Source organism: Planococcus sp. 1R117A (assembly GCF_051417975.1).
GTDB classification, from domain to species: domain Bacteria; phylum Bacillota; class Bacilli; order Bacillales_A; family Planococcaceae; genus Planococcus; species Planococcus shenhongbingii.
In genome coordinates this window covers 69435-95136 of sequence record NZ_JBPRLO010000007.1, presented here as the reverse complement: position 1 = coordinate 95136, position 25702 = coordinate 69435, and the positions used below count along the sequence as shown (strand labels likewise).

The following is a 25702-nucleotide window of genomic DNA, read 5'->3' as shown; positions in this document are numbered from 1 at the left end:
AATTCTGTTAATGCAAAATATGCGATGATAAAAACAGCCATAGTCACCCAAATCGCCCAGTTAGAAATTGACAACCCCATTATCTCCTGCATAATTTCCACCTCAATTTTTATTTTCATTGATAAGGCTTAGCATTTAACGACTGCTTCCGGTTGGCATTTGGACTACCTTTTTTCTATGTTTATATCAAAACATTCCTGGATTTTTTTGCTCCATCAATATTTCTTTTTTGACCATCAAGTCTTTGGCAGAGCTGACCGTTCCTGAAGAAATTTTCGGAGGCGAGGGATAAGCCCGTTTTGAATGGGTTACTTCCGCTCCGGCTAAAGCTTCAGCCATTTTAAGGGCGATACGGCCCGGATTGATAACAGGCACCCCTAATTCGTTCGACATTTCTTCCGCCACGTTTAAAAATCCCATCGACATGCACCCTAGAATCAAGGTATCTGCCCTGTCTTCTTCAATCGCTTTTCTGCCTTCTGCCACAAGCTTCCTCACTGTGTTCTCTTTTTCTTCTGCAAGTTCTAATACTGGCACTTCAATCGCCCGGACAGAAGCCAGCTTTTTGCCGACTCCAGCTTTCTCCACTAAATGATATAGCGGATTGACCATGCTATTGGTAACGGTGATAATCGAAAAGCGATAGCCGCTCATGGCTGCTGCCATTACACCGGCTTCCCCCGGGCCAACCACCACCATTTTTTCAGTCACTTCCCTGACGGCATCCAGCCCTGGGTCTCCATAACACCCTAAAATAGCCGCATCATAACCCTGCTTTTCCATTTCATGCATACAACTGACTGTATTCGGAATGCTTAGGTATTCTTCATACAATGATTCTATCGATGCAGGGCCTTCTTCAATGTCGACGATATCGACATGAGTGCCAGGAGCAGCATATGATTTCAATACATCGAGCCTTCTGGCCATTTCTAAACGCCCTTTTTCCGTTCGGCTGAGCGGCCCTGGTATGACATAAACGATTTTCAAGAAAACACCTCCTTTACTCTTTTATATATGCAAATTCCATGCCAACTTTATGATCATTGATTTCATTTTCCGACTGCCAGCGGATAAGGGATTTTATAGCCTCCATTCACTGTCTGGAAAACATCGGCTGCACGATAAATCGTCGCTTCATCAAAATAGCGGCCAATAAATTGAATGCCTACCGGCAAATTTTGTGAAGGCGTTACTCCTGCCGGTACCGTGATTGCCGGATGGCCTGAAACATTAAATGGCAATGTCCGCTGTGTGTAATCGTACGTTGTATCTTCAAAAGTAGGGTCACGCTCGGTTGCTGGACTCGGTGACGTTGGACAAACCAGAATATCAAAATCGTCAAATACGGCATTCACTTTTTCTGCAAAAGCCCGTTTTTGTGCCAAAGCTTCTAAATAACTTACTGCCGGCACGTTGAATCCTTCTTTTAAGTTCCCAGCTGTTCCTACCGCATAATCAGACGCCCGTTCCGGATACCAGCCTTTATGGTAGAAAGATGCTTCAGATAACAGGATTGGAAAGGCAATCTCCATTACTGCATCGATTCCGGGTATTTCAATATCCATCATTTCAGCGCCTAATTCGCCAAGCTGCTGAAATGCGGCATTTACTAAAGTCGAGACTTCCGGATGAGCGCGGGAATCCGTTAAAGAACGAATCACACCAATTTTCAGCCCTTTGATGGAGCCGCTAAAAACTGCGTCGTAATTTACTTTTTTCGAAGCAATGCTTTCCAATACGATGGCGTTGTCTTTGACCGTTCTCGTCAGCGGGCCAATATGGTCCAAAGAATGCGAAAGATGCAACAAGCCATTTCTTGAAACAGTTTCATACGTCGGTTTCAAGCCAACAATTCCGCAAAAAGAAGATGGCAGGCGGATTGAACCGCCTGTGTCTGTACCGATTGATGCAAAGCCTATTCCCGCTGCGACCGCCGATGCAGATCCCGTACTCGATCCTCCAGCAGTCCTGTTAAAATCCCATGGGTTATTGCATTGTCCATAATCGGGATGGACAAAACCATACGCAAATTCAAGCATATGATTTTTGCCAAAAACAATTGCCCCAGCATCATTCAAGGTGTTATAAAGCGCGGAATCCTCATCTGGAATATAATCTTTCAAGATGCGGGAACCGGCCGTTGTCTTAATCCCTTTTGTCCGAAAAATATCTTTAATTGAAATCGGAATTCCGTATAGTTTTCCTGCTGTTTCACCTTTCATAAAAACATCTTCCGCTTCATGCGCTTTTTGAAGAGCTTTTTCTGCTATAACTGTAATGAACGCATTCAATTTTGGATTGAGTTCATCCAGCCGCTTCAACGCGGCATTCGTCACTTCAACCGGCGAGACTTTTTTGCTGCGGTATAAGTCCCCGATTTCCGTAATCGATTTAAACACCAGTTCTTCTTCGCCTGTCCCTGCCATTCTTCCTCACCTCATTTTGATGAGCCTTAATCGTTTTATAATTGTGAATAAGAAAGAACTTCCCTAGCTTCTTGAAGTGCCCAAATCACCCGATTTTGCCCTCGCATCAAATGGGTTTTCAATACTTTATATTGATGTGTACCTTCTTGTGTTTGTCCGAAGGTAAGCGCAGGTGCAATATCTGGAAGAGCCGGCACATTCAATGCCGAATCGTGCCAGAACTTGCCTCTTTTTGTAAAATTGATTGGAATTAAAATTCTCGCTAATTTTCCAATAACTTTATTCGCTTGTTTCACTTCTGGATTAGAAATATCTGATTCCTGCAATTTGGAGATTTTTTGATAAAAAACTGCCAGATCTTCCCGCAGCTTAGCAACTTCGTCCAAAGCTGACGTGAAATCAAAATGAGTCCCTGCTGCGTCTTGATAAGATTGAATGGTTTCTGTGAACTCATCAGCTGTGCGTGTAAAATCGAAAGGATGAATGGTTGCATTAGCAGCACGCATTACCCCTGTCAGGTAGACTTTGATATCTTTCACCAAAATATCCAAATCAGCCACATGCATTAAATCTTCTTCTGTATGCCACTCAATATTTCCGCCACAGCCTCCGACCGGATAATATCCTTTTTCTTTCAGCATATCTTCCGGAATACTCGAAGACAGCATGAAAAATGAAGTGATGCCGATATTATTGAATGAGTAATCACCGGCGCGCAAAGGTCTCTTGCCCGCTGAAGGCTGATCGACTGCATCTTTCACTACATCTTTGCAGAATTCGTCAACTTCGCTCATCCACATCATGTATTCGTAGGAAGTTGCCCAGCGGCATCCTGGAGAGTCACAGTTCACAGACGCTATGCAATTCTTTTCTAAATCCAATCCGAATTGATCCACAAACCATGTCGACCCTGCATAACGCCCGGTTGAATGCCCTGTCCAGACAGCAATGCGAACACTTCTTTTTAATTTGCTTCGGTTTTTATATAGGATACGGGCCATTTCAATCAATGCCGCATTTCCTGTAGCATTATCCCCGATTCCTTCATGCCAGGAATCCAAATGGCCATGCAAAAGAACATATTTTTCCGGTTCTTCTGTTCCCTCGATAAAAATATCGATAACTGGGCAGTTGAACCATCCTTTCTCCAAAAACGTCTTAAACTCCAGCGTCACCTTTTCGCTCTTGCTTAACTCAATCAGCTCACCGCCATCAGGCTTATTGATTGCAAGCACGGGAATCTTCGGCTCATTCTTCACATTATCGAGATCAGGAGCTCCCCAAATCGTGGTGCAGATCCCTTCGTGAATATTGTTTCCTGGGCTGATGAACATGATGGCCGTAGCTCCCATATCGGCAAATTCCTGTACTTTTCCTGGCATTGGATACCCTTCGGTCAAAACGATTTTTCCTTTTAAATCACCCAGGTCTCCCTGCACTTTTGTTCCGAAAATATCATTGATCCCTTTCGCATAACCGGTCGAAATGTAAAGAAGCTCACCACTGACTGCTTCATCTCCAGTAATGACAGAAAAAGAAGGTGATTTGACCCGGTATTCTTTTTCAGTAGGAGCTGTTACTTTTAAATACGATTTTTTGGGAATACTTAAATACAATTCCGGGTTATGAACCTGATGCGGGATTTCCCATTTTTTTAAAAAATCGGTTAAGAAATCAGCGGCAATCTTTTCATCTTCACTTCCAGATTCACGGATCAACGTACTAAACCTTTCTAAAATCGCTTTTGGTGCTTCCAGATTGATTTCGTCCAATAAACCTTTCTCCTGTTCAGTATTCGCTAGATTAGCCATTCAATAACTTCCCCTTCCTTTTTTAAGCTTGTTCGTTAAATATCATTGCAAGTAACGTGCCAAAAAAATCTTAAAGAAACTGCAAACGAATAATAGCGTCCAACTGCTTTAGGGTGTTTTTGTGGTTTAATAGGTTATTAAAACACCCTATATAGGTTGAAAAAAGAAAACAACTTGTACATACCGCTTCGGTCGCTTTGGGCATGGCTCACACAATAAGCCGAGAAGAGCACTCGTCTTATTGCTCCGCCTCGCCCGTGGACGCGCCTGCGCTGGATAAGCTTTCTAGAAGAGAGATGATCACTCAGATTGCTTTTTGATGATTGCTCACTTAGATATGGAGCAAACCAGCGGAGGAAAACATACTGCTCCTGCATCGCTTCGCTGCTTCGTCGCAAAGACATTAGCCTCGCAGGCTTCGGCTAATGTCTTGCCTGCGGGATAGCGAGACAGCCGAGACCCCGCAAGGCGCGAAGCGACTGAGGAGGCTTGGCGCTCGCCCGCGGCAAGCGAAGCTGTTTTGCGGAATGTCGGCAAAGAAGATGATCGGTTCACTCTATATAAATAGAGAATCTATTTTACTGCCTAATAAATCCCGCTTTCTTGCATCACCGCTTCTAATTCCCTTATATTGCCCATGCTCATCTCTCTATCCCCGTTTTCGATTTCCTGGATAAGCGAAAGAAGTTTACGTGTAAGCGGCATCGCAAGCCCGTGCTCTTCCCCGATTCGGATTACCGGATTCAACTGCTGCGGCACTTCGGTTTTTCGCTTGCGAACCGCTAAATCCCTCCAAATCCCTGTCCTCGTTTTCGTATAACTCCTCAAGCGTTCAGCTAACTGAAAATAACTGGTTTGCAATTCCCGTTCTTTTTTATGGGGATACAGCAAGGCCGGATTCCAATTGTCGAATGGCTCTGCCGTTATCCCTTGCTTCTCCGCAACTCTTAACACTTCCGTTCCAATGGCATTCAAAACGGGATGCAGTTCTGCATCGGCAAAAAAATCCGCTATTTCTTCATTCGTAGTGGCTGTAGCAGTGAGCATGGCTCCGTAAGCAAGTTTGCTCCATAAATAACCGAAAATATTGTCCGTCGCTTTCGCTTCCCCCCAGCCTTGCAGCCGCTCTTTCAAATCTAGCACCCGCTCACTTACCGTTCCATCCATTTCGCCAATATATAAACTTCCCACACCCCCGTATTCAATTTTTCCCGGCTCCATATAATCTGCGAATAGATTAATGAAACAGCCGACGGTCCGATCCGCCCCTACCACTTCTGCTATATCGTATTCACATAACCCATTTTGAAAACTCACTACATAAGAATCAGGCTTCATCAACGGTTTGAAAGGTTCTATAGCTTCTTTTGTGTGCTGTGCTTTGACTGCTAAAAATATCGTTTCCACCGGCAACTTTGCCGCCAAAAACTCTTCAACGGTATAGGCTTTTGCTTCCACCGTAAAAGAATCATCTTTCATTTGGATGGTCAGCCCTTTTTTATTCATCGCATCGACGTGAACTTTATCCCGGTCTATAAACACTACTTCTTCCCCCGAGCGAATCAAATAGGCTCCGATGACACCGCCAATTGCTCCTGCTCCAATGATTGTGATGGTCATCACTTGCCTCCTTTCTCCTTTTGCAATAACAGATATTCAGCTCTTTTCCCGTATTCCCGCATAGTGGATCAGAAGGCCCGCCAGCAAAGCGCAGCGTTCGTTCATCCGGTCGAGCAGCAAGTGTTCATGATTGGCATGCGCTCCGTCTCCTACAGCGCCAAGTCCATCGAGAGTAGCTGCAAACGGGGCGGTGAGATTGCCGTCGCTTCCGCCTCCTGTTTCTTTTTCCATCAACTCAAAGCTGAGCTGTTCTTTCGCAATGCGCTTGGCTGTTTCAAACATTTCCTGCACTTTTTCTGTTCGCTCCAAAGGCATCCGGTTGATTCCACCTGTCATTTTCAGCTTGGTCTTTTCTTTTAACGGCTCTAAATTGAGGAGCATTTTGTGGACTCTTTCCAATTCTTCCGCTGTTTTCCCTCTGACATCAATTTCGGCCACCGCTTTTTCTGCTATGACATTGGTGGCTGTTCCTCCTGAAATTTTTCCGACACTTATTGTTGTGCCCGTTGAAAAATCGGTTTCTCCATGCAGTTTTAGGATTTGTCTGGCTAATTCATCGATTGCACTGACTCCTTTATCCGGGTCCACTCCGGCATGGGAAGGAATTCCCGTCACTTCCAATCGGTAAATCCCTACGCCTTTCCGAGAAGTCTTTAATGCTCCTTCAAGCGTCATGCCGGGTTCAAGCACAAAGACGTAATCGCTTTTCTTTGCTTCTTCTTCTATATAAGGACGGGAACTTGGATTGCCGATTTCTTCATCCGAATCAAAAAAGACCACCACTTTTTTATCGAGGCTGATGCCCGTATCTTTAAGCGCTTTTAATGCAAACAAGCCCTGGATCAGCCCACCTTTCATATCAAATACACCTGGTCCGCTTACTCGGTTTCCCTCGATGCGGAATGGCATTTCGTTTAATGTCCCGATTGGCCAAACGGTATCAAAATGAGCAAGAATCAATACTTGCCCTTCTCCTTGTCCCCATTCACATCTCACGTGATTTCCGTACGTTTGTACCTCAATGATTTCTGATGTTCCGCCAACTAGTTCTTCAAAAGTCTCTGAAAGCCAAAGAGCCAATTGATCCAGCTTTTCTTTATCTGCAGAAAAAGATTCGTGTTCAACAATCGTCTGTAAGTAGTGAAGCATTTGATTGTGGTTTTTTTCAATGTGTGCCGCAACAGCTTGCAAAACGGCATACTTAACTTTTTTCATGACATTTCATCTCCCTTTGCTGCAAAGCTTTTAAAAACCCTTCCGGCCGAATAACCGCCGTCCACCAATAAATTTTGCCCCGTTATATAAGAAGCTTCCTTGCTCGAAATAAAATAGACGGCAGCTGCAATTTCTGAAAGCTGTGCGGTTCGGTTCAACGGTGCAAAAGACACTTTTTCTTTGTGCTCTTCAATGGCTTTTTCAGTGATCAGCGTATTGAGCAAGGCTTCCGTTTCGACAAGGCCTGGCCCTACCGCATTGACTCTTATTTGGTGAGGGGCAAGTTCCAATGCCAGTACTTGTGTCAGCATCTTCAATCCAGCTTTTGAAGAACAATAATGTGCTACCCCTGGGCGCGCCACTTCACTGGCAGCAGAAGTTATGTTGATGATATTGGCATTCTCCGGCTTTCTTTCAATCATCAGTCTGGTAATCGCTTGCGTTAAAAAAAAGCTTGCGGACAAATTCAAATCAATTACACCACTCCATTCTTTCCGGGAAATCCGCAAAAAAGGTGTACTCGGAAAAATCCCGGCACAATTCACTAATACCGTTACTGTTCCGAATGATTCTTTGCATTGCTCGACAATTTGTTCGACAAATTCCGGTGATGTTAAATCCCCTGAGGCAACTTGGACCTTTACCTCGGGATACTCCTGTAACAATTTTCTTCTTGTTTGATCAAGCGCAGTTTCATTGATGTCCACCAATAAGAGATGATCTCCGCCAGAAGCAAACCTTTCGGCAATGCCTTTTCCAATGCCGGAAGCTGCACCGGTTATAACCGCGACTCTTTTATCCATCTTTTCACCTCCTGCACTGTTATTTTCCTACGGCCGGTTTACAAGTTCCCTTGCTTCCCGAATTGCCGATGCCACCCGATTCTCTCCTCGCTTCAAATGTGTTTTCAATACTGTATGTTCGTGGGAACCTTCTTGAAGTTGTTCGAATTCCCCCGCAGGAGCTAAGTCGGGCAATGCCGGAACATTTAAAGCAGGGTCATGCCGATACTTGCCCATTCTGGAAAAGTTAATCGGAATGAGTATTCTTGCTAACTTTCTTAATTTTGCGTTGGCTCTTTGAACTTCAGAAGCTGTTGCGGGCAATTCCCTTAATCGTTCCACTTCTTTATAAAACACAAGCAATTCTTGCTCTAAATTGCCGGCTTCCTGCATCGATAGGCCAAAATCAAAATGCTTCCCTGCCTGTCTTTGATAAAACTGAAGTGTGTCTTTAAATTCTTTCGCAGTAGCTGCAAAATTAAATGGATGAATGGAGGAATTGACTGCTCTTAATACTCCGACTAGGTAAACTTTGATGTCTTTCGTTAAGATATCCAAATCAGTCACATGCATCAAATCTTGCTCCGTATGCCACTCGATGTTGCCTCCACATCCGCCTACCGAATAATAGCCTTTATCTCGCACTACTTCTTTCGGGATAGCCGAGGAAAGCATGAAATAGGAAGTAACTCCGATATTGTTGAATGAATAATCTCCTGCACGAAGCGGTCTTGAGCCTTTGCTTTTTTGGCCAACAGCATCTTTGATGACTTCTTTGCAGAAATCTTCCGCTTCACTGGTCCATGTCATGCATTCATAAGACGTCGCCCACCGGCATCCAGGCGATTCGCAATTGATTTGTGCAATGCAGTTTTGTTCAATCTCAAGTCCAAATTGGTCCGCAAACCATGTCGAGCCCCCATAGCTGCCAGTTGAGTGCCCAGTCCAAATAGCCACTCGGATGCTTCGCTTTAGCTTGTCTTTATTTTTTTGAAAGATCCGGATCATTTCCAGCAGCGCTGCATTGCCCGTTGCATTATCTCCTATCCCTTCATGCCAGGAATCCAAATGGCCATGGAGCAGGACGTATTTATCAGGCTCTTCTGTACCTTCGATAAATGCGTCAACTATTGGACATGCTTTCCAACCTTGCTCAAGATGTGTCTGGCAATCAGCTGTCACATTGCCTTTCGCAACCCATTCTTTTAATTCCTCTCCATCGGATTTGTTGACAGCCAGCACAGCTATGGTTGGTTCGGTGTCATCATTGTCTAGATCAGGAGCTCCCCAGATTGGCGTGCATATCCCTTCATGAATCGTTTCACCCGGATTAATGAAAACAAGAGCTCTTGCTCCTAAATCAGTAAACTGTTGAACCTTTTCAGGTGTAGGATATCCTTCAGTCAGGACGATTTTCTTTGAAATATTTTGTTCTTCCACGACCATAAAATCCTTAGCCATATAGGCCAGTTCCCCTGACACGGTTTGATGGCCGGTAATCGCAGAAAAAGAAGGCGTCTTAGCGTTAAATTCTTTCGCAAATGGAGAAGTGGTTTTTAAATACGCTCTTTCCGGGATACTGACATACAGTTCCGGTTCGTACACTTCATAAGTGACTTGCCACTCTTCTAAATAGCTGGTAAAAAAATCGACTGCAAGTTTCTCGTCTACACTGCCTGATTCTCTGATTAGCGTAAGAAATTTGTTTAAGACAGTTCCTGGCACATTCAGATTAATTTCTTCCAGGAAAAGCTTTTCTTGTTCTTTTAATAAGGCGGGCATCCCGTTCTACCTCCTTTACTTCTATAAAATATGCAAAAACTATGCCAAAGCATTTTCTGTGAAATAAGAGCTTCCGAAGCTGTTCATGAATGCTTTATGGTTTAAATTAGGTTTGTTAGGTTTTCTTAGGGTGTTCTGAACTTATGCACTCCCTGGGAAAGACCTGTTTAGGCCAAAACAAAAACCAGTGCAAAATGATTTGCACTGGTCTTCTATGATTCAAGATTATACTTTCAAAGTAGGTTCCAGCATTTTTAATAACGCTTCCCCAGTTTCTGAGATTTTACTTCCTTTCCCTTTAACTCCGCAGTAGATTAACCCATGGTCACGCAGTATCGCCATTCGTTTTCGCACTTTTTGTTCTGTGAGATTATAGCCTTCGGTCATCACGTTCTCGACAACTTTTCCTCTGCCGATATTCTTCATCTGTTTTTTCGCTTGGCTTAAACTCGATAAAATCACATAGAATTCTTTTAAATCCCCTTCTTTTTGCAGCGCGGTCAATAGATCGTTCTCTTGCCGTTCTTCCTTATCCATCTTTTCTTTAAATTGTTCAGGCAGATCGTTTAGCGTTATGCAATTATCTTCCATTACTGCTGTCATATATTGCACGACTCCTATCAGCTCCCGCACATTGCCCGGCCAATCGTAGTCGAGCAATTCTTTTATCACTGCAGGAGAAATTTCTGGAGTTGCTGTTGAATTGTTTTCAATGAAATAATGGAGCAAATCGAGAATGTCTTCTTTTCGCTCTCTTAAAGGAGGGACACGAATCGGCAGAACAAACAGCCGATAATAAAGATCTTCCCGGAACTTTCCTTCTTTCACCAATTGCTTGAGGTCTTTGTTTGTTGCCGCAATTACCCTGACATTAACAGGTATTAAATTCCTTCCACCTACGCGCATCACTTGTTTTTCCTGCAGCACCCGCAGCAATAAAGTTTGTATGTGTAGAGGAGCATCTCCGATTTCATCCAAAAAGATTGTCCCGTTATGGGCGATTTCGAAAAGCCCTTGTTTCCCGCCTTTTTTTGCGCCAGTGAATGTTCCATCTTCATAACCAAAAAGTTCACTTTCGGCTAATGATTGAGGCAAGCCAGCAAAATTCACCGGAATCAGTGGGCCATCACCCCGCGCTGATAAATCATGGATGGAATGCGCAAATAATTCCTTGCCTGTTCCATTTTCTCCGAGAATCATAACTGTATGATCGGTTTTCGCTATTTTCTCGACTACATTCATTATTTCTTTGATTTTTCTGCTGCTTCCCAATATGTCTTCGCTTGTATATCTTGAAGAAAAGCCGATTTTCTGCATATCCTTCCGGATGCTTTTCTCTAAATACTGAATCCGTGTGACATCTTGAAATGCTGTCAGTTCGCCAATTTTTTTATTATTAACGACTATTTCACTTTTATTTACCACCAATTTTTTCTCATTGACATTTACTATTGCTGTTTCTTTAAGGTCCTTACTCTTTTTGTTTTCAATAAAAAGCCTTGGAAACAGTAATGGTGCATTTTTTCCAAGGATCGATTCCGGATTCGAATAATTTAGAATATCTTTTGCTGCTTTATTTATTTTAAGAATATGGCCATGGTCATCTGTCGCTATTAAGCCATCATGAACGGTATTAAAAATCGCTTCCAATTCGTGATTCAAGTTCTTCACGATATCCAATGAAGAAGATAGCTTCTGGCTTAATGAGATAATTTCTTTTACATAGCGAGTCGATTGCGAATTCACTTTTTCGCTATCTAAACCTAGTCTTATTGAAACTTCTATAATAGTGGAAAAATCCAGGGGGCGAATGCCAATATCAATGATATTTTTTATATAAGGGGGAACAAGTTCAATGACTGAGGGCACAATAGCAGTATCTATTCCTTCTATTTTTTGATTGGAGCCTGGATAATAGGGATGCATATTGAATTCAAACCCCAGGCTTTTCAACAAATCTATGATTTCATCCGTATTTTCTAGCAAATTATTCACCACAATGCATTCGGAATCAGAAGGCAATTTAACCAAGTCTTCAAGCTTTGAAATATCCAGTCCTCGTCTTGAAACGATTGTTTTTTCAGCAGGAAATTTTTGAGTGTCCATCAATTTTTCTGACGAAAGCAGTATGAGGTCGCTGTCGCGGCAGTTTTCCTCGTTCAAGGAAACAATCTGCAAATCATCGTCTTTAAAATACTCGGTCAATTGCTGATGAAAAACTTCAAACGTTTGTCTAGATTTAGTGACTAATAATAATTTAGGTCGTTTCAAAGCTATCTCCTCCTTCCGTCCATAATTCACTGAATATTTTAAACTATACGACGTTTATAGTCAACGTAACGCTGGTATACCTAGATTTACTTAATTAAAAAAACGCGGCCATTAAAAGGTTCTTGAAAGAAACCTTTTAAGACCACGTTTTTTAATTAGGGCTTACTTTGATAACGATTTTTCCAAAGTGTCGCCTTTTTTCCAAAGCAATCTGGGCTTCTGCAATTTCATCCAGCGGGTAGACCGAATGAATGCTGGGCTTTAATTTCCCTTTCCAAACCAATTCCGTCACTTGTAAGAAATCTTCCCAATTTCCTAAAGGCGCTCCCAGTATTTTTCTATGCCATTGATAGATCTCACGAATACTGAGATCCGGATTGTCCCCACCTGTGGCACCTGAAAGAACCAGTTTGCCATTCATCTCCAATGTATTGAGGCTCTGTCTCATTGTAGGAGCGCCAACCGAGTCAAAAACGATGCTGACTCCTCTTCCATCTGTCCATTTCATGACATCCGCTTGCCAATCACCGGTAGAGTCAAACACTTCGTCTGCACCTTTTTCAATTACTTTCCTGCGTTTCTCTTCTGTACTGGCAATTCCAATGACAGTTGCCCCGGCAGCTTTCGCAATTTCGACTTGCGCCGATCCCAGTCCACCGGACGCTCCTACTACCAATACACGGTCGGAAGGTTTGACACCGGCTACTGTCATCACTCCTCTCCAAGCAGTCGTGTAGGCTACTGGCACCGCTGCCGCAAGTTCTGAAGAGATATGATCAGGGACTTTCATAATATTCCGGGCAGGAGCTGCTACATATTCTGCCAGACCACCCCAACTATGCTCTCCCAATATGGTGTAATTCGGGCACATGCTCGGTTCTCCCATTCGGCACCACCGGCATTCATTGCAGCCAATCGCAGGATTGATCACTACTCGATCGCCTATTTCGGGCAATTCCCTATGCATTGGTTTGTCCTTGCCGTATTTAACGATACGCCCAACGATATCCACTCCTGACACATGGGGCAGATGGATGGGATGGACGCCAGGTCCTTTCAAGCCTTCCCTTACAAAAACATCTAAATGATTCAAGGCAGTTGCTTCTACTTTTATCAAAACTTCTCCCTGGTTTGGCACTGGCGTTGGTACGTTTTCAATAGAAAGTTTTTCAGGACCGCCATGCTCTCGTATAACAACTGCACGCATTGTTGCTGGGACTTCACTTTCTTTGCTAAAACTTTCGTACTGGTTTGAAGCCATTCTTTCTCCTCCTGTAAGTTTCAAATTCAGATCAAGGAATCGAAGTCAGTGCCTTTTTTCTGCAAAAGAGTTTCTGCCAACATAATTTTTGATTAATACAGCCAGCACTTTTGTCGTTTGAACCAAGTCGTCGATATCCATAAATTCATCGTAGCCATGCAAGTTGTTATCGTTTGTTCCAGGACCAAAATTGATTGCCGGAATTCCGTTTTGGATAAACCACCGGGAATCCGATTGGCCCAGCATACCAACAACCGGCAAACTCTTTCCGTTTACTTCTTTGTTGGCCTCTTGAATTTGGTTGATCAATGGGGAATCTTCACTTGTTACGGTTGGATCTGTTTCAAAACTTGAAATTCGAGTCACTTTCGCTTTCAGTTCCGGATCTTCATTTTGAAGTTTCTCAATGATTGCCAGTACTCTATTATAAATTTCATCCAAAGTATGTTCAGGAATGACCCGGAAATCCACTTCTATTTGACAAGTTCCAGGAACCACGTTTATCTTGGTTCCGCCTTCAATAACACCAATGTTCACGGTCGTATGCCTCATACCAGTGATGGAAGAAAGTTCTTTCTCCAGGTTTTGTTGGAGCTTTTCCAATTCTAGAATGATTTTCGCCATTTTCTCTATCGCATTTTTGCCTTTCCATTTGAATGCTGCGTGTGCCGGGATGCCTTCTGTTTCAATTTTCAATTGCAGCACCCCGGCCATTGCCCGGACGATTTGATTGCTGTATCCTTCCACAACGACCATGTCGCCTTCAATCAGTTTATTATTTGTTACATACCCGGCTCCCAAAGCACCTCCTGTTTCTTCATCGCAAGTTGCTACAATCGAGACTTTTCCATTAAAAGGAATATTTGATTTTTTCAGTGCCAATGCCGCCATCGTGTATGCCGCCAATCGACCTTTAGAATCTGTGGCTCCTCTCCCATACAATTTTCCTTCAACAATTTCTCCGGAAAATGGCGGATAGGTCCAATAAGACGGATCTCCTGCTGGCACAGTGTCCAAATGCGCATTAAACAATATATGGGGCCCTTCCTGTTTCCCTTCAATCGTAGCTATAATATTCTTTCTTGGTTTTTGTAAGCCTGAATTTTTCACTTCTTCCTCCGGCACTTCAATGACCTCTACTTTAAATCCCCATTGCGTTAACCTATCTTTTAGAAATTGGCTGATTTCTACATAACTGCCTTCCGGGTTTTCAGAAGGAATTTGAACCATTTGCTGTAAAAACTCGACAAGTTCCGATTTTAAGTTTTCAACAGTTTGCACTACACCGTTTCCCATAAAATCCCTCACTTTATGTTATTAATAATATTAAGTTATATCTTTAAAGAAAGGCCGCAGCGATTCTTGTGGCACAGGTTTTGTAAACAAACTAACGGTTACGTATAAAATACTGCTGACAATTACACCAGGAATAACTTCATTCACTCCAAACGGGCTGCCTGCGATATACCAGGACAACGCTGTAGTAAAACCACCCACCATGGAAACAATAGCGCCAGCTGCTGTCCCGCGCTTCCAGTTTAATCCAAAAAGCACTGTAGCAAAAAAGAAGCTGGCCGAAAGCGAGGCTTGCAAAATAACAATAAATTGAACCAAATCAATCTGCCTTAAAGCTAAAAATACAGGAATGATTCCCAGGACCAATACCGCTAATCTGTTCACCCGCAATAATTCTTTTTCAGATGCATGCGGCTTGAGCATGGTTGCATAAAAATCATGGGAAATTGCAGAAGCCGATACGATCATAATTCCCGACACCGTACTCATAATAGCTGAGATAATGGCTAAAATGATTAACGAACCGACAATTGGCGGTAAAATATTGATGGCCATTATTGTAGAAGCTATATCTGGAGTGCTCATATACGGGTACATTGCCCGAATAGTCATTCCCGCAATTGTAACTGACACCGCAATAATTGCTTGAAACACCATCGAAACACCGACTGCCAGTCTTACCGTTTTAGGGCTGCGTAACGTATACATTCTTGCCAACTCATACGGAGCCACACATATTGATAAACCGAATGCCGCTCCAAACCCAAGCAAATCGATAAAGCCATAATGCCATGTCAGCATATTAGGGCTGAACGTACCTAAAAAGTCACCGACAAATTCAGTTCCTCCCGCTTGGATGAGCAAAATAGGAATGGCAGCAAAAAAGCAGCCTGCCATGACGATCGCTTGAACAAAATCACTATAAGCTGTCGCTCTCATACCACCGAACATCGTGTAGATTAATGTCACACCAATCGTGATGAACACACCCCAAAAGAACGGAAGCCCGAATACCGTTTGAAAAACATTCCCGCCGGCTTGATATTGTGCAGTCAAATAAATGGTGTATGCTGTAACAATCAAAAGAGCCGAAATTCCACGAGCCGTTTTGCTGTTATATCGTTTTCCCACATAATCCGGTACGGTCTTTCCTTTAAACGCCTGAAATTTAGGGCCGACGACTGTAGCTGCAATCAGCCATCCTGTCCACATGCCAAGCCAAATCCATATATAGCTGGAACCGGTTAGATAATGGATCCCTAAAGTTCCCACAAATGTACCAGCACTCATCTGGGTAGCTGCAAATGCGGCTCCGCCAACAACCGGACCGATCGATCGGCCAGCTACCAAAAAATCTTCCGTATCTTTATTTTTTCGGAAAGAGATATAGCCAATCCCAAGAATTACAATGAAATAAATGACCAAAACGACATAAAATGTTGTACTGACATCAAACATTGCCATCCCTCATTTCCCTTTTATTCTTCGCTCCGAATTGCCCAAATGAAATATCCGCCTATAAAAAGCACTGCATATACCAAAAAGAATGCAAATGGTAGCCCAAAATCAAGCATTGACTGACCCCCCTGTCTTTTTAGCCGGTTTAAACAGGCTATATGCCATAGCTCCAATAAAGCCCAAAATAATCACTAAGCCAAATATCGTCCATAAGTTAATAGGATTTAAAAATCCCGGAGGAGAAGAACTTATTTCCAGATTGACAAAATTCGGAATATTCATCATGTACTCTTCTAAAGTTCCTGTTTCTCCCACATCAATTATCGGAAAGGAGCTTTGCAAATATTGGCCTTCCGGAATCGTTACCCGCAGTAAAACATCGTTCCCATTGCCATCTGTACTCGCAGCAGGTATGACTATTGGAATCCGGTTTTCTGATCCTGTATAGGAGTAAGAAATATTGTAACTAAATCCATCCCCAGCTCCTTCCGGAAGGGTTACAATCACCTTATTTATAATTTCATCTTCAACCACTTCGAAATCCAACTCTTCCCCCTCTGCTGTAATTGTTAAGTCAGAAGTTGATCCTAAATTGGTGAATACATGCTCGACAGTGCCATCTGGAAAACCTGCCAAGTTTGTAAGTGTTAGTTGCTCAGTTACGTCACTTCCCTCTGAACCGACAGTAACTTCAATAATGCCTTTTTCCAATATTGGCGGTGCTTCAGCCGCGAATGCAGGTATAGTAAAAGTACTTAAAAACAGCAAGGTCATTGCTATTATTTTCTTCATTCCGTTCCTCCCCTTACTGATTCGATTGATGAAGATTGTTTAGTGGATAATCTACGCATTTTCCGTCTCTTCCCTGGAAGTTCCACTGCCCTTTTCCTCTAGTTTTCCTAAAGAAAGAAGAATACGTATGGTGAACATCAGCAAACACGAAAACCAAATCCATTGAAAATGGCCAGTCCACTCAAAGATTAAACCGTACACATAACCAGATATTGCGGAAGCACTTTGGCCAACTGTATTGATGATGCTAATTACTGCTCCTTCGCTTTCTTTTATCAGTTCTGACGCAATCGTCAACATCGGAGCCATCGCCCAGGAAATCCCTGCTCCTATCAAAACAGCAGCAAAGTAAATCCCTGAATCTTTGAATGCCAATAACCAAACTGAACTGACAGCCATCATGATGGAACCGGCAATTAATGTCGTTCTCCTTTCCCCCATCCAATCGGATACTTTTCCCGATACTGGTCCCATAATAATTTGACTGATCATCGTAACTGCCATGATCCCACCCACTTGATTCTTGGAAAATCCGCCAAGCGTTTCCAAGTAAGTCGGCAACCACGTTATAAACCCATGAAGGCCAAAAAGACCGAAAAATGAAATGCCGACCAATCTCAGAACAATTGGCTTTTTTATCAATTCAATAAGGCTCAAACGTTTTAAGCGGGATCCCTCACTTTGCTTTTCCGCCTCAACTTCTTTCTTGTTATATGCAGGCAAAAACAGGAACGAGATCAAAAGCACAAGCAGCAGAAATGATAAAAAAATAAATAAAATCCGAAAATCAACATACAAAGACAAAATCGGCAACACGGTTAAGGTCATTAACATCCCTAGCCCTGCTCCGCCTTCCATGATCCCGATGCTAACGCCTCTTTTATCACTTGGAGTAAAAGTGGACACCAGTTTTATTCCCGGTGAAAATAACATCGCCGAAGACAGGCCCATGATGAACCTAAGAACAAGCGCTAGCCAAAACACCTCAAGAACCGCAAATAGCAGAGACGCTGCAAACATGACAGAGACCCCGATAAAGATAAGCAGTTTCGGTGAGTAACGGTCCGCTAGCATGCCTGCAGGAATTTGAAAAAGAGCATATCCAAGTAAAAAGGCTGAAGCAAGTCCTCCCACTTCCGCATATCCAACATCATAGACATCTCTTAAGTCTACAAGGAACGGAACAATATCCATCCTTTGCGTGAAAGCTGAAAAATGCACCATGCTGACAAAGACGACAACCACCCATTGATAGGTCTTCATCTGTTCAATACTCTTCCATCAAATGCGTGAAAGTATCCGCTACGCCAAACCCTGGGAGATTAGTTGGTGCATAACTGGTTTTTTTAACATCTGAAGCAAATGGGTCATCCGTCAGGTAATGAGGCCCGACAAGCTCTTGGGCATATTTGTTAGAAAAGATCATGGAAAGATGCCCTCCTGCATGAGTGCCAAGCTGTGTATCCCAAGGACTGATTAATACGCAATCGATTCCCGCTGCTTCTGCTATATGAGCAATTTTCAAAGCATTCGTGATGCCGGCACACTTGATCAGCTTTATGCCAAAAAGATCGACAGCCCCTTTTTTACTTAACTCCATTGCCTGATGAATGGAATGAATACTTTCATCAGCCATAATCGGGATAGTTGAATATTTCCGCACCTCAGCAAGGCCATCGGTATTCCAGTAAGGAACCGGCTGCTCCATGTATTCAATTGCAAGGTCTTGAATTTCTTCTAATACGGTTAATGATTCTTTTACGGTATAACCTTGATTTGCATCTACCCGGATCTGCACTTCCTCTCCTACAGATTGACGGATATTTTTAATCGTTTTAATATCCTTTTCAGGATTCAGACCCACTTTTACTTTGATCGTCCGAAATCCTTCCTTGGCTTTTTGCTGGGCCATCCTTTCCATTTGTTCAGGAACGTCTTCCCCTAAAGCATAGGCGACAGGAACGGATTTCTGTTCACCGCCTAACAATTGATAAACAGGGGCATTCAGTTTTTTGCCTTTCAAATCCCACAGCGCCATATCGACAGCAGATTTCGCTCCAGTCGCCGGATATAACACCGCATTCATTTTTTGATGGATTTTTTCAACTGAAAACACATTTTCTCCGATGATTGCAGGACCAAGTTCCCTTTCAATTGCCAGTTTCATCATTTGAGCGCTTTCGCCTGTGAAAAAAGGAAGCGGGGACGCTTCACCAATCCCTATCGCCCCATCCTCATCAGTAATTCTGACTATGATATGGGACTGGCTGGTCGGCATAGCCCCATAGCTTGTCCGAAACTTCACATTGAAAGGGGTTGTGATCAGCTTTACTTCAACTTTCTTTATCAGCATCTCATCACTGCTTTCTGCATAAATACTAAGATCCTTCCGGCTATCCCCTAGACTATTTGCTCAAGCGCTTGTTCCACAGCCTGGCTTGCCTTCTTTAAAGCAAAATTCACTTCATTTCTGCTCCGAAGCAAAGAGGTATACAGGAACTGAAACTCATTCGAATCCTTGTCTGCTTGAAGCAATTGATCCAACTCAGCAAGTTTTGGAATGATCGGCTGTTTAAGTGCAAAATCGTGATCAAAAACGTTTCCTTTTACATAATTTAAAGGGACCAGAATTCGGGAAAGTTCCATTATGGTTTCATTTGCCAACGAAATGCGTTCTTTGTCTTCGTTCTCCAATCCAGCTATTGATTGCTGGAATTTCTCAGTTGCCTTTTTCAATTGCTGTGCCCGTTCAACAGCAACAGACAAATCGAATCTTCCCTGTGCTTTTTGTTGCCATTCTTTTAACCCCTCTTCGATCTCTTTTACGCCTTCCAGTATGTTGACCGGAATTAATGGATTGGTTAAAGCCCGATAAACCAGTATCAAATAAACTTCACAATCCCGTTTTAAGAAGTCTGGATCAATTTTATCGATCGTATCTTCAGTGGTATGCCACCACCAGCCAAAGCCGCCTGCTTTTCCTCCGCCGAATAAGTTCTTAAAAGCTGCAGCCGCCGGTTCATCAGAAGGTACTTGTTCAGATAGCCCCATGAAAATTGAAGGTGTACCGGTTCCCCAAAATGATTGATCGCCTGCACGCCCAAACCGGGAACCTTCATATTCTTCTCCAGTTAATGTGCCTATCACTTCTTTTGCAAAACCTTGCGTTTCCTTCATGCAATTCGCTTCCGTTAAAACAACGGCATCCTTTGCGCCTACCGAATCCACATTGACATGAAGAACGCAGTTTTCATGCAGCTCTTCCCAATGAGTGTCGCAATACCAGGCCGAGCCTGCATAACGCCCATGAGAATGCCCGGACCAAAATGCCAGCCGGAGTGTGCGCTTCAATTTTTCTGGATGCTGGGAAAGGATTCTGGCTACTTCTAACATCACTGCATTGGCAGTCCCGTTGTCCATAACCCCGTAATGCCAGGAATCAATATGGCCGCTGAACATGACAAATTTTTCCGGCTCTTCGCTTCCTTTGATTTCGGCTGTCAACGTTGGAATAGAACGGAAACCGGTATCTACTTCTGTTGAAATTCTGCATTCACTTCTTTTATCTTGAATCTCTTTTCGGATAGATTGTCCATTCTCAAAATTTACGGAAACCACTGGAGTATTTGGCAAATAGGAAAATGTTTTTGGAACCGGAGTACCCCAAACGGGAGACACAATCATTTCATGCGTATATCTGGCATTCACAAAAAGTACGGCTGCTACACCATATGAAGCTGCTTTTTGAACGCCTGCCGGAGTTGCTAATCCATCGATCAGAGCAACTTTTCCTTTAACGTTATTTGACTGATATAATTCATCCGAACCATTGCCTAGATCAACAATTTCAGCTACTAAGTCCTTGATGGGTTTCGACATTGCATGAGTGATACAGTCAAATTCCTTACCGTTAACATGAAGCGAAGCGCTCAACGGAATTGAGATGTAAGCATCGCTGAACAGCAATTCCGTTTGCAGCCCAAAACTTTCTAATTGGCTTTTTGCATATTCAAATGCTCTTAGTTCTTCTTCAGATCCTGAAAGTCGAACTTCTTTCGCAATTTCTTTTGTAAACTCCATGAGGCCTTTTTTTGAAACATCTGCCCGCAGTTCATTTTCAAATGCCGATAGTTTTTCTGTTGTCTGCAAAATAAATCCTCCTTTAATAAGTTTCTTTTGTTATCAGTGCCATCCTTATCCTTGAAGAAAACTTTTCCTCCTTTCATTAAATTCCTTACTACACATATTGCAATTCTTATGCCAAATTCCGACTAATTATAAAAGTTCTCAAACTTTCAAGCTTAATTACCGGCATTGCTATCTTTGAAGCTGCTAAACTTCTTCTTTTGAAAGCCTCCACTCTTTTCTAGAGAAGAAGATAAGCCGCTTCCTCTATTTTTTTCTTAACTTAGGGTTTCTTAGGCTATGCGTTATTATCCTAAAATTTTAGAAGCCACACCTTAATGAGAAGTAAAAAAGCTTCACTTTCTTCAATGTTGACTGAAGAAAGTGAAGCTTTTTTATTTCAATTTATTCCTTTAGACTGCCAGTCACCTTTCCCCTTTTGTGAACTCTATTAATTCTTCTTGCCAACGATTTCAAGCTATTAAAGGAATCGAGTTCCAAACCATATAAAAAGCCCGCCCTGCAAAAAGCAGGACGGACATTTTTCGATTAGATAAACAAGCTGAGAAGCAGGACAACTCCAAGACCCACAAGAGAAGTGGTCAATAGAAGAAGACCCCAAGTTCTGAATGTCTCTTTGATCGACAAGTTAAAGTACTCTTTGAACAGCCAGAACGACGCATCGTTCACGTGAGTGATCGTGTTACTTCCTGCAGCAGTTGCAAGCACCATCAACACAGGGTTAACGTCAAATGTATCTATCATCGGACCTACGATACCTGCAGCGGTAATAGCTGATACAACGCCTGTACCGGTTGCAATACGCAGGATGGCTGTAATAACCCAAGCCATGATCAATGGTGAAACGCTTGTGTTCTGCATCATCGTCGCGATGTAATCGCCGACACCAGAATCCAAAATGATTTGTTTGAAGGCACCACCGGCACCGACAATCAAGATGATCATGGCGATGCTTGAGATTGCCCCTGAGAACGAATCCATGACTTCATGCATTTTGCGTCCGCGGCGAAGGCCGAAGACATAAATAGCAACCAATACAGCAAGAAGCATTGAGATTTCGGCGCTTCCGAAGAAGTTGACGATATCGTGGATCAGCGTTCCTTCTTCAATAAAATAGTTGATGATTGTAGCACTTGTGATAATGATAGCCGGCAATAATGGCACCAAAATACTGATAGCAAAGCCAGGCATTTCATCGTCCGCAAATTCTTTCGGTTTTTTCAAAAGAGGCGGAACCGGTTTATCCAGATTGCGCAGCAATCTCGGCAAGATGATTCCTGCCGCAATAACTGCAGGCACAAATACTACTACTCCAAGTATGTAAACCATACCCATGTCCGCACCATACGCAGCGACAAGTGCGGTTGGGCCTGGCTGTGGCGGGAACAAACTGTGCGCCATTGTAGCAGCGGCAACCATAGTCATCCCAAGGCGCATATACGAAACTTTTGCTTCAATGGCAATACTGATGACAAGCGGGGCTAAAATAATGAAAGCCACTTCATAGAATACGGAAATCCCGAAGATTCCGCCGACAATCAGAATCGCCCATTCAATATTTTTCACACCGAATTTATTCAATAAAGTCGAAGCTACACGCTGAGCAGCTCCTGAATCGACCATCAATTTACCAAGAACAGCCCCCAACCCGATAATCAGCGCTAAGCTTCCGAGTGTGCTGCCGAAACCGTCTTTTATAGATTCAACAATATGAGGCAATCTTAAGCCGTTTAAAATCCCGACAAAAATTGCAGAAATCAGTAACGCAAGAAAACTGTTCAGTTTCACTTTCATATTCAAGAACAACAGCAAGGCTACGCCTAGTGCTACCGAGATAATCGGCAGCGAATCAATAATCCAATCCATTCCTTTTTCCACCTATTCTTTAACCAAAAAACCCATTTCCAAGCACGTTAACAAGAACTTCTCTTTATTAAACTAGGATGCAAGCGATGTATGGCAGTTCTGGCTGTTTTGTTTTTTGAGTTAATCTGTGCCAGCAGCAATTCAGTGGCTTTGTTGGCCATGTCAATTGTCGGCTGTGTCACCACCGTCAGCGGCGGTGAGTAAAAGCTCGCGAAAGATACTTCATCGATGCCGATGACAGCGACGTCTTCGGGAATCTTCAATTGATGGTCTTTCATGTATTTCAGCACTTCAATTAGTACAATATCGTTTCCGGCAAGTATGGCTTCAGGCGGTTCCTGTAACGCGAACAGCTCTTTCAATACCCCTTGGATCTGTTCGGCATCCGCTGTCCGGATGTATTCCGGCCGCACCGGAAGACCATGTTCTTCGAGCGCCAGTTTATAGCCTTCAATACGTTCGACACGCGGGCTTGTGTTGCGGATAATCGATGTTGTAATAATGGAAATCTGCTTGTAATCGCTTTCAACAAAAGCATCAACCGCCAGTTTCGCAGCTTGGTGGTTATCAAGCATGACGGTATCAATTTCTAACCCGTCAATTTTCCGGTCCATGAAAACGACCGGAAAATTCCGCTGCTTCATTTGTTCATAGAGATCAAGGTTGCCGCCGGTCGGAAAAATGATGAGCCCGTCGACTTGTTTCGCCAACAGCATCTCGATGTAATTCCGTTCTTTTTCCGGCTCATCATCAGCGTTGCAGATGATGATGTGGAAGCCGTTGTCATTGAAATTATTTTCAATGGCACGCAAGATCTGCGTTGAAAACGAATGAAGAATATTGGCGACAATGACCCCTACCGTATACGTCGATTTCTGCTTCAAGCTTCTCGCAATAATATTCGGGTGGTAGTTGAGCTCTTCAATTGCCGCTTCAATTCTTTGGCGCGTGCTCTCACTCATGTACTCATAGCGTTTATTCAAAAATTGGGAGACGGTGCTTTTCGAAACTTTCGCTTGTTCAGCTACTTGAGCTATGGTTACATTTCTCGCCATAAGCCTAGACTCCTGAATAAGCCATAAAGCCGCCGTCAACCGCTAATGTTGTACCGGTTACAAAGGAAGAATACGATTCATCCACCAGGAACAGGAGCGCTCCAAGCAAATCTTCAGGCTGACCGAATTTCTTCATTGGTGTAGCAGCAAGGATTTTTTGTGATCGTGCAGTCAGATTGCCATCCTGGTCCACCAGCAAATCTTTGTTCTGGGTAGTCTTGAAAAAGCCAGGTGCAATGGCGTTGACGCGTAAACCGGTTTCAGCGAAATGAACCGCCATCCACATTGTGAAATTATTGACCGATGCTTTGGCTGCGCTGTACGCTGGAATTTTTGTCAAAGGTGCATACGAACTCATTGATGATAAATTGACGATGGCTGGAGCTTCGCTTTTCAGCAATTCTTTGCCGAACACTTGGCAAGCTAAAAATGTGCCAGTGAAATTCAGAGAAAACACATTGGTAAAACCGCTTTCTTCCAAGTCGAAGAAAGATTTTCCTGCCGCTTGTTCATCGTGCAGTTCAGGTCCAGTGATGGCATCCGAGTGGTTCCCGCCTGCTCCGTTGATCAAAATATCAATTTTGCCAAACTCGTTGAGTACGGCGTCTTTCGCTTTTTCCAAGTCACTGCGGTTTAAGACGTCTGCCTGGATGGCCAAAGCAGCTCCTCCAGCTTCCGTGATTTCTTTAGCAACCGCGTCGCCTTTTTCAGCCGTTCGGTTGACAATGGCGACTTTGACGCCTTGGCGCGCCAGTTCACGCGCCATTTCTGAACACAATACGCCGCTTCCGCCAGTGATGACTGCTACTCGGCCTTGAAGATTTTCATGAATTGGAATCATTTTGCACCTTCCATTCTTTTGGTTTCGTAAGCATCCCATAAACCAAGCAAATACATAATACCGAGCGCCCGGTCATATAAACCGTAGCCCGGGCGGCAAACTTCGCCCCAGATGTGGCGGCCATGGTCCGGTCGGACATACCCTGTGTAATTCTGGTCATGCAATTCTTTGACAACACCTTTGACATCAATTGATCCGTCTTGTGTGTAATGAGACGTTTCCGTGAAATCGCCGTTGTCGTAGATTTTCACGTTGCGGATATGGGCAAATGGTGAGCGGTTTGCGTATTTCTTCGCAATTTCAACCATATTATTTTTGGTGCTCGCTCCCATGGAACCTGTGCACATTGTGAAAGCATTAGATGGTGAATCCGAAATTTCAATCAATTTTTCATAGCTTTCTGCGCCTGTGATAATGCGCGGCAGACCAAAGATTGAAAACGGCGGATCATCCGGATGAATCGCCATTTTAATGCCGGCTTGTTCTGCAACCGGAATGATTTCTTTAAGGAAAAACGCTAAGTTCTCCCAAAGCTTCGCTTCGTCGATTTCTTTATAGGCATCAAACAATTCCGTGATGCGGTCCAGCTTTTCCGGTTCCCAGCCTGGCAGCGTCAAATCGGACGCTTCGCTGACTTGGCGGACCAGTTCTTTCGGGTCGATGCTGTCCACTTTCGCTTTTTCAAAGAACAGTGCTGTTGAACCGTCTTCAAGCGGGTGGAACATTTCAGTGCGTGTCCAGTCGAAAATCGGCATGAAATTATAGCAAATCACTTTAACGCCGAATTCCGATAAGTTGCGGATTGATTGTTTGTAGTTTTCGATGTATTGGTCGCGTTCTGCATTGCCCAATTTAATGGACTCATGGACGTTGACGCTTTCTACTACATCTATATGGAAGCCGTGGGATTCAATGTATTCCACTTCAGCTTTGATGTCTTCTTTTTCCCAGACTGCTCCTGCGGGTTTGTCATGAAGTGCCCAGACAATTCCTTTTACACCCGGAATCTGTTTGATATGTTCTAAAGTTACGGTGTCGTTGCCTCTGCCGTACCAGCGAAATGTCATATTCATCGTT

19 protein-coding genes are annotated in these 25702 nt (G+C 43.3%); all 19 read right to left on the bottom strand.

The window, feature by feature from the left end; all coding sequences use genetic code 11:
* Positions 1-186 precede the first annotated feature (186 nt).
* The 19 genes from ACSFXN_RS17780 to uxuA all read right to left on the bottom strand — a co-directional run bounded on the left by ACSFXN_RS17780 (position 187) and on the right by uxuA (position 25698).
* Entirely contained in the window at positions 187-990 is an 804-nt protein-coding gene (locus ACSFXN_RS17780; RefSeq protein WP_437151499.1) for an aspartate/glutamate racemase family protein, read from the bottom strand.
* Positions 991-1052: 62 nt separating this feature from the next.
* Positions 1053-2429 (bottom strand): amidase, encoded by a 1377-nt coding sequence (locus tag ACSFXN_RS17775; protein WP_437151498.1) that lies wholly within the window; start codon positions 2427-2429, stop codon positions 1053-1055.
* Positions 2430-2464: 35 nt separating this feature from the next.
* Positions 2465-4240: a M28 family peptidase gene (locus ACSFXN_RS17770; RefSeq protein ID WP_437151497.1), complete on the bottom strand. Its 1776-nt coding sequence runs from the start codon at positions 4238-4240 to the stop codon at positions 2465-2467.
* Positions 4241-4825: 585 nt separating this feature from the next.
* On the bottom strand, positions 4826-5860 hold the full coding sequence (locus tag ACSFXN_RS17765) for a ketopantoate reductase family protein (RefSeq protein WP_437151496.1): 1035 nt from the start codon (positions 5858-5860) through the stop codon (positions 4826-4828).
* A gap of 36 nt (positions 5861-5896) precedes the next feature.
* The gene (locus ACSFXN_RS17760) at positions 5897-7075 is read right to left on the bottom strand and encodes a M20 family metallopeptidase (protein WP_437151494.1); all 1179 of its coding nucleotides are present in this window, start codon (positions 7073-7075) and stop codon (positions 5897-5899) included.
* Positions 7072-7878: an SDR family NAD(P)-dependent oxidoreductase gene (locus ACSFXN_RS17755; RefSeq protein WP_437151493.1), complete on the bottom strand. Its 807-nt coding sequence runs from the start codon at positions 7876-7878 to the stop codon at positions 7072-7074. The genes ACSFXN_RS17760 and ACSFXN_RS17755 overlap by 4 nt, the downstream gene beginning before the upstream one ends.
* 27 nt (positions 7879-7905) lie before the next feature.
* Complete coding sequence (locus ACSFXN_RS17750) at positions 7906-9639, bottom strand: M28 family peptidase (RefSeq protein ID WP_437151491.1); 1734 nt, start codon at positions 9637-9639, stop codon at positions 7906-7908.
* A 225-nt stretch (positions 9640-9864) separates the two neighbouring features.
* A complete protein-coding gene (locus ACSFXN_RS17745; RefSeq protein WP_437151490.1) occupies positions 9865-11910 on the bottom strand; it encodes a sigma-54 interaction domain-containing protein in 2046 nt (681 codons plus the stop codon).
* A gap of 151 nt (positions 11911-12061) precedes the next feature.
* Positions 12062-13171 carry a zinc-binding dehydrogenase gene (locus tag ACSFXN_RS17740; RefSeq protein ID WP_437151489.1) on the bottom strand — a complete coding sequence of 370 codons (1110 nt, stop codon included), beginning with the start codon at positions 13169-13171 and terminating at the stop codon, positions 12062-12064.
* 45 nt (positions 13172-13216) lie between these two features.
* The gene (locus ACSFXN_RS17735; protein ID WP_437151487.1) at positions 13217-14467 is read right to left on the bottom strand and encodes a M20 family metallopeptidase; all 1251 of its coding nucleotides are present in this window, start codon (positions 14465-14467) and stop codon (positions 13217-13219) included.
* Positions 14468-14497: 30 nt separating this feature from the next.
* Entirely contained in the window at positions 14498-15925 is a 1428-nt protein-coding gene (locus ACSFXN_RS17730) for a sodium:solute symporter family transporter (protein ID WP_300991408.1), read from the bottom strand.
* 108 nt (positions 15926-16033) lie between these two features.
* Entirely contained in the window at positions 16034-16717 is a 684-nt protein-coding gene (locus ACSFXN_RS17725) for a hypothetical protein (RefSeq protein ID WP_437151485.1), read from the bottom strand.
* Positions 16718-16768: 51 nt separating this feature from the next.
* Positions 16769-17980: an MFS transporter gene (locus ACSFXN_RS17720; protein WP_437151483.1), complete on the bottom strand. Its 1212-nt coding sequence runs from the start codon at positions 17978-17980 to the stop codon at positions 16769-16771.
* A gap of 4 nt (positions 17981-17984) precedes the next feature.
* Positions 17985-19070 (bottom strand): mandelate racemase/muconate lactonizing enzyme family protein, encoded by a 1086-nt coding sequence (locus tag ACSFXN_RS17715; RefSeq protein ID WP_437151482.1) that lies wholly within the window; start codon positions 19068-19070, stop codon positions 17985-17987.
* Positions 19071-19117: 47 nt separating this feature from the next.
* Positions 19118-20866, bottom strand: coding sequence for a M28 family peptidase (locus tag ACSFXN_RS17710; protein ID WP_437151481.1), 1749 nt, complete (start codon positions 20864-20866; stop codon positions 19118-19120).
* A gap of 525 nt (positions 20867-21391) precedes the next feature.
* Entirely contained in the window at positions 21392-22729 is a 1338-nt protein-coding gene (locus ACSFXN_RS17705; protein ID WP_437151480.1) for a gluconate:H+ symporter, read from the bottom strand.
* A 47-nt stretch (positions 22730-22776) separates the two neighbouring features.
* Complete coding sequence (locus ACSFXN_RS17700; RefSeq protein WP_437151479.1) at positions 22777-23784, bottom strand: LacI family DNA-binding transcriptional regulator; 1008 nt, start codon at positions 23782-23784, stop codon at positions 22777-22779.
* 4 nt (positions 23785-23788) lie between these two features.
* On the bottom strand, positions 23789-24625 hold the full coding sequence (locus tag ACSFXN_RS17695; protein ID WP_437151477.1) for an SDR family oxidoreductase: 837 nt from the start codon (positions 24623-24625) through the stop codon (positions 23789-23791).
* Positions 24622-25698, bottom strand: a complete 1077-nt coding sequence (gene uxuA, locus ACSFXN_RS17690) for a mannonate dehydratase (RefSeq protein WP_437151476.1) — start codon at positions 25696-25698, stop codon at positions 24622-24624. Before uxuA ends, ACSFXN_RS17695 begins: the two co-directional genes overlap by 4 nt.
* Positions 25699-25702 lie beyond the last annotated feature (4 nt).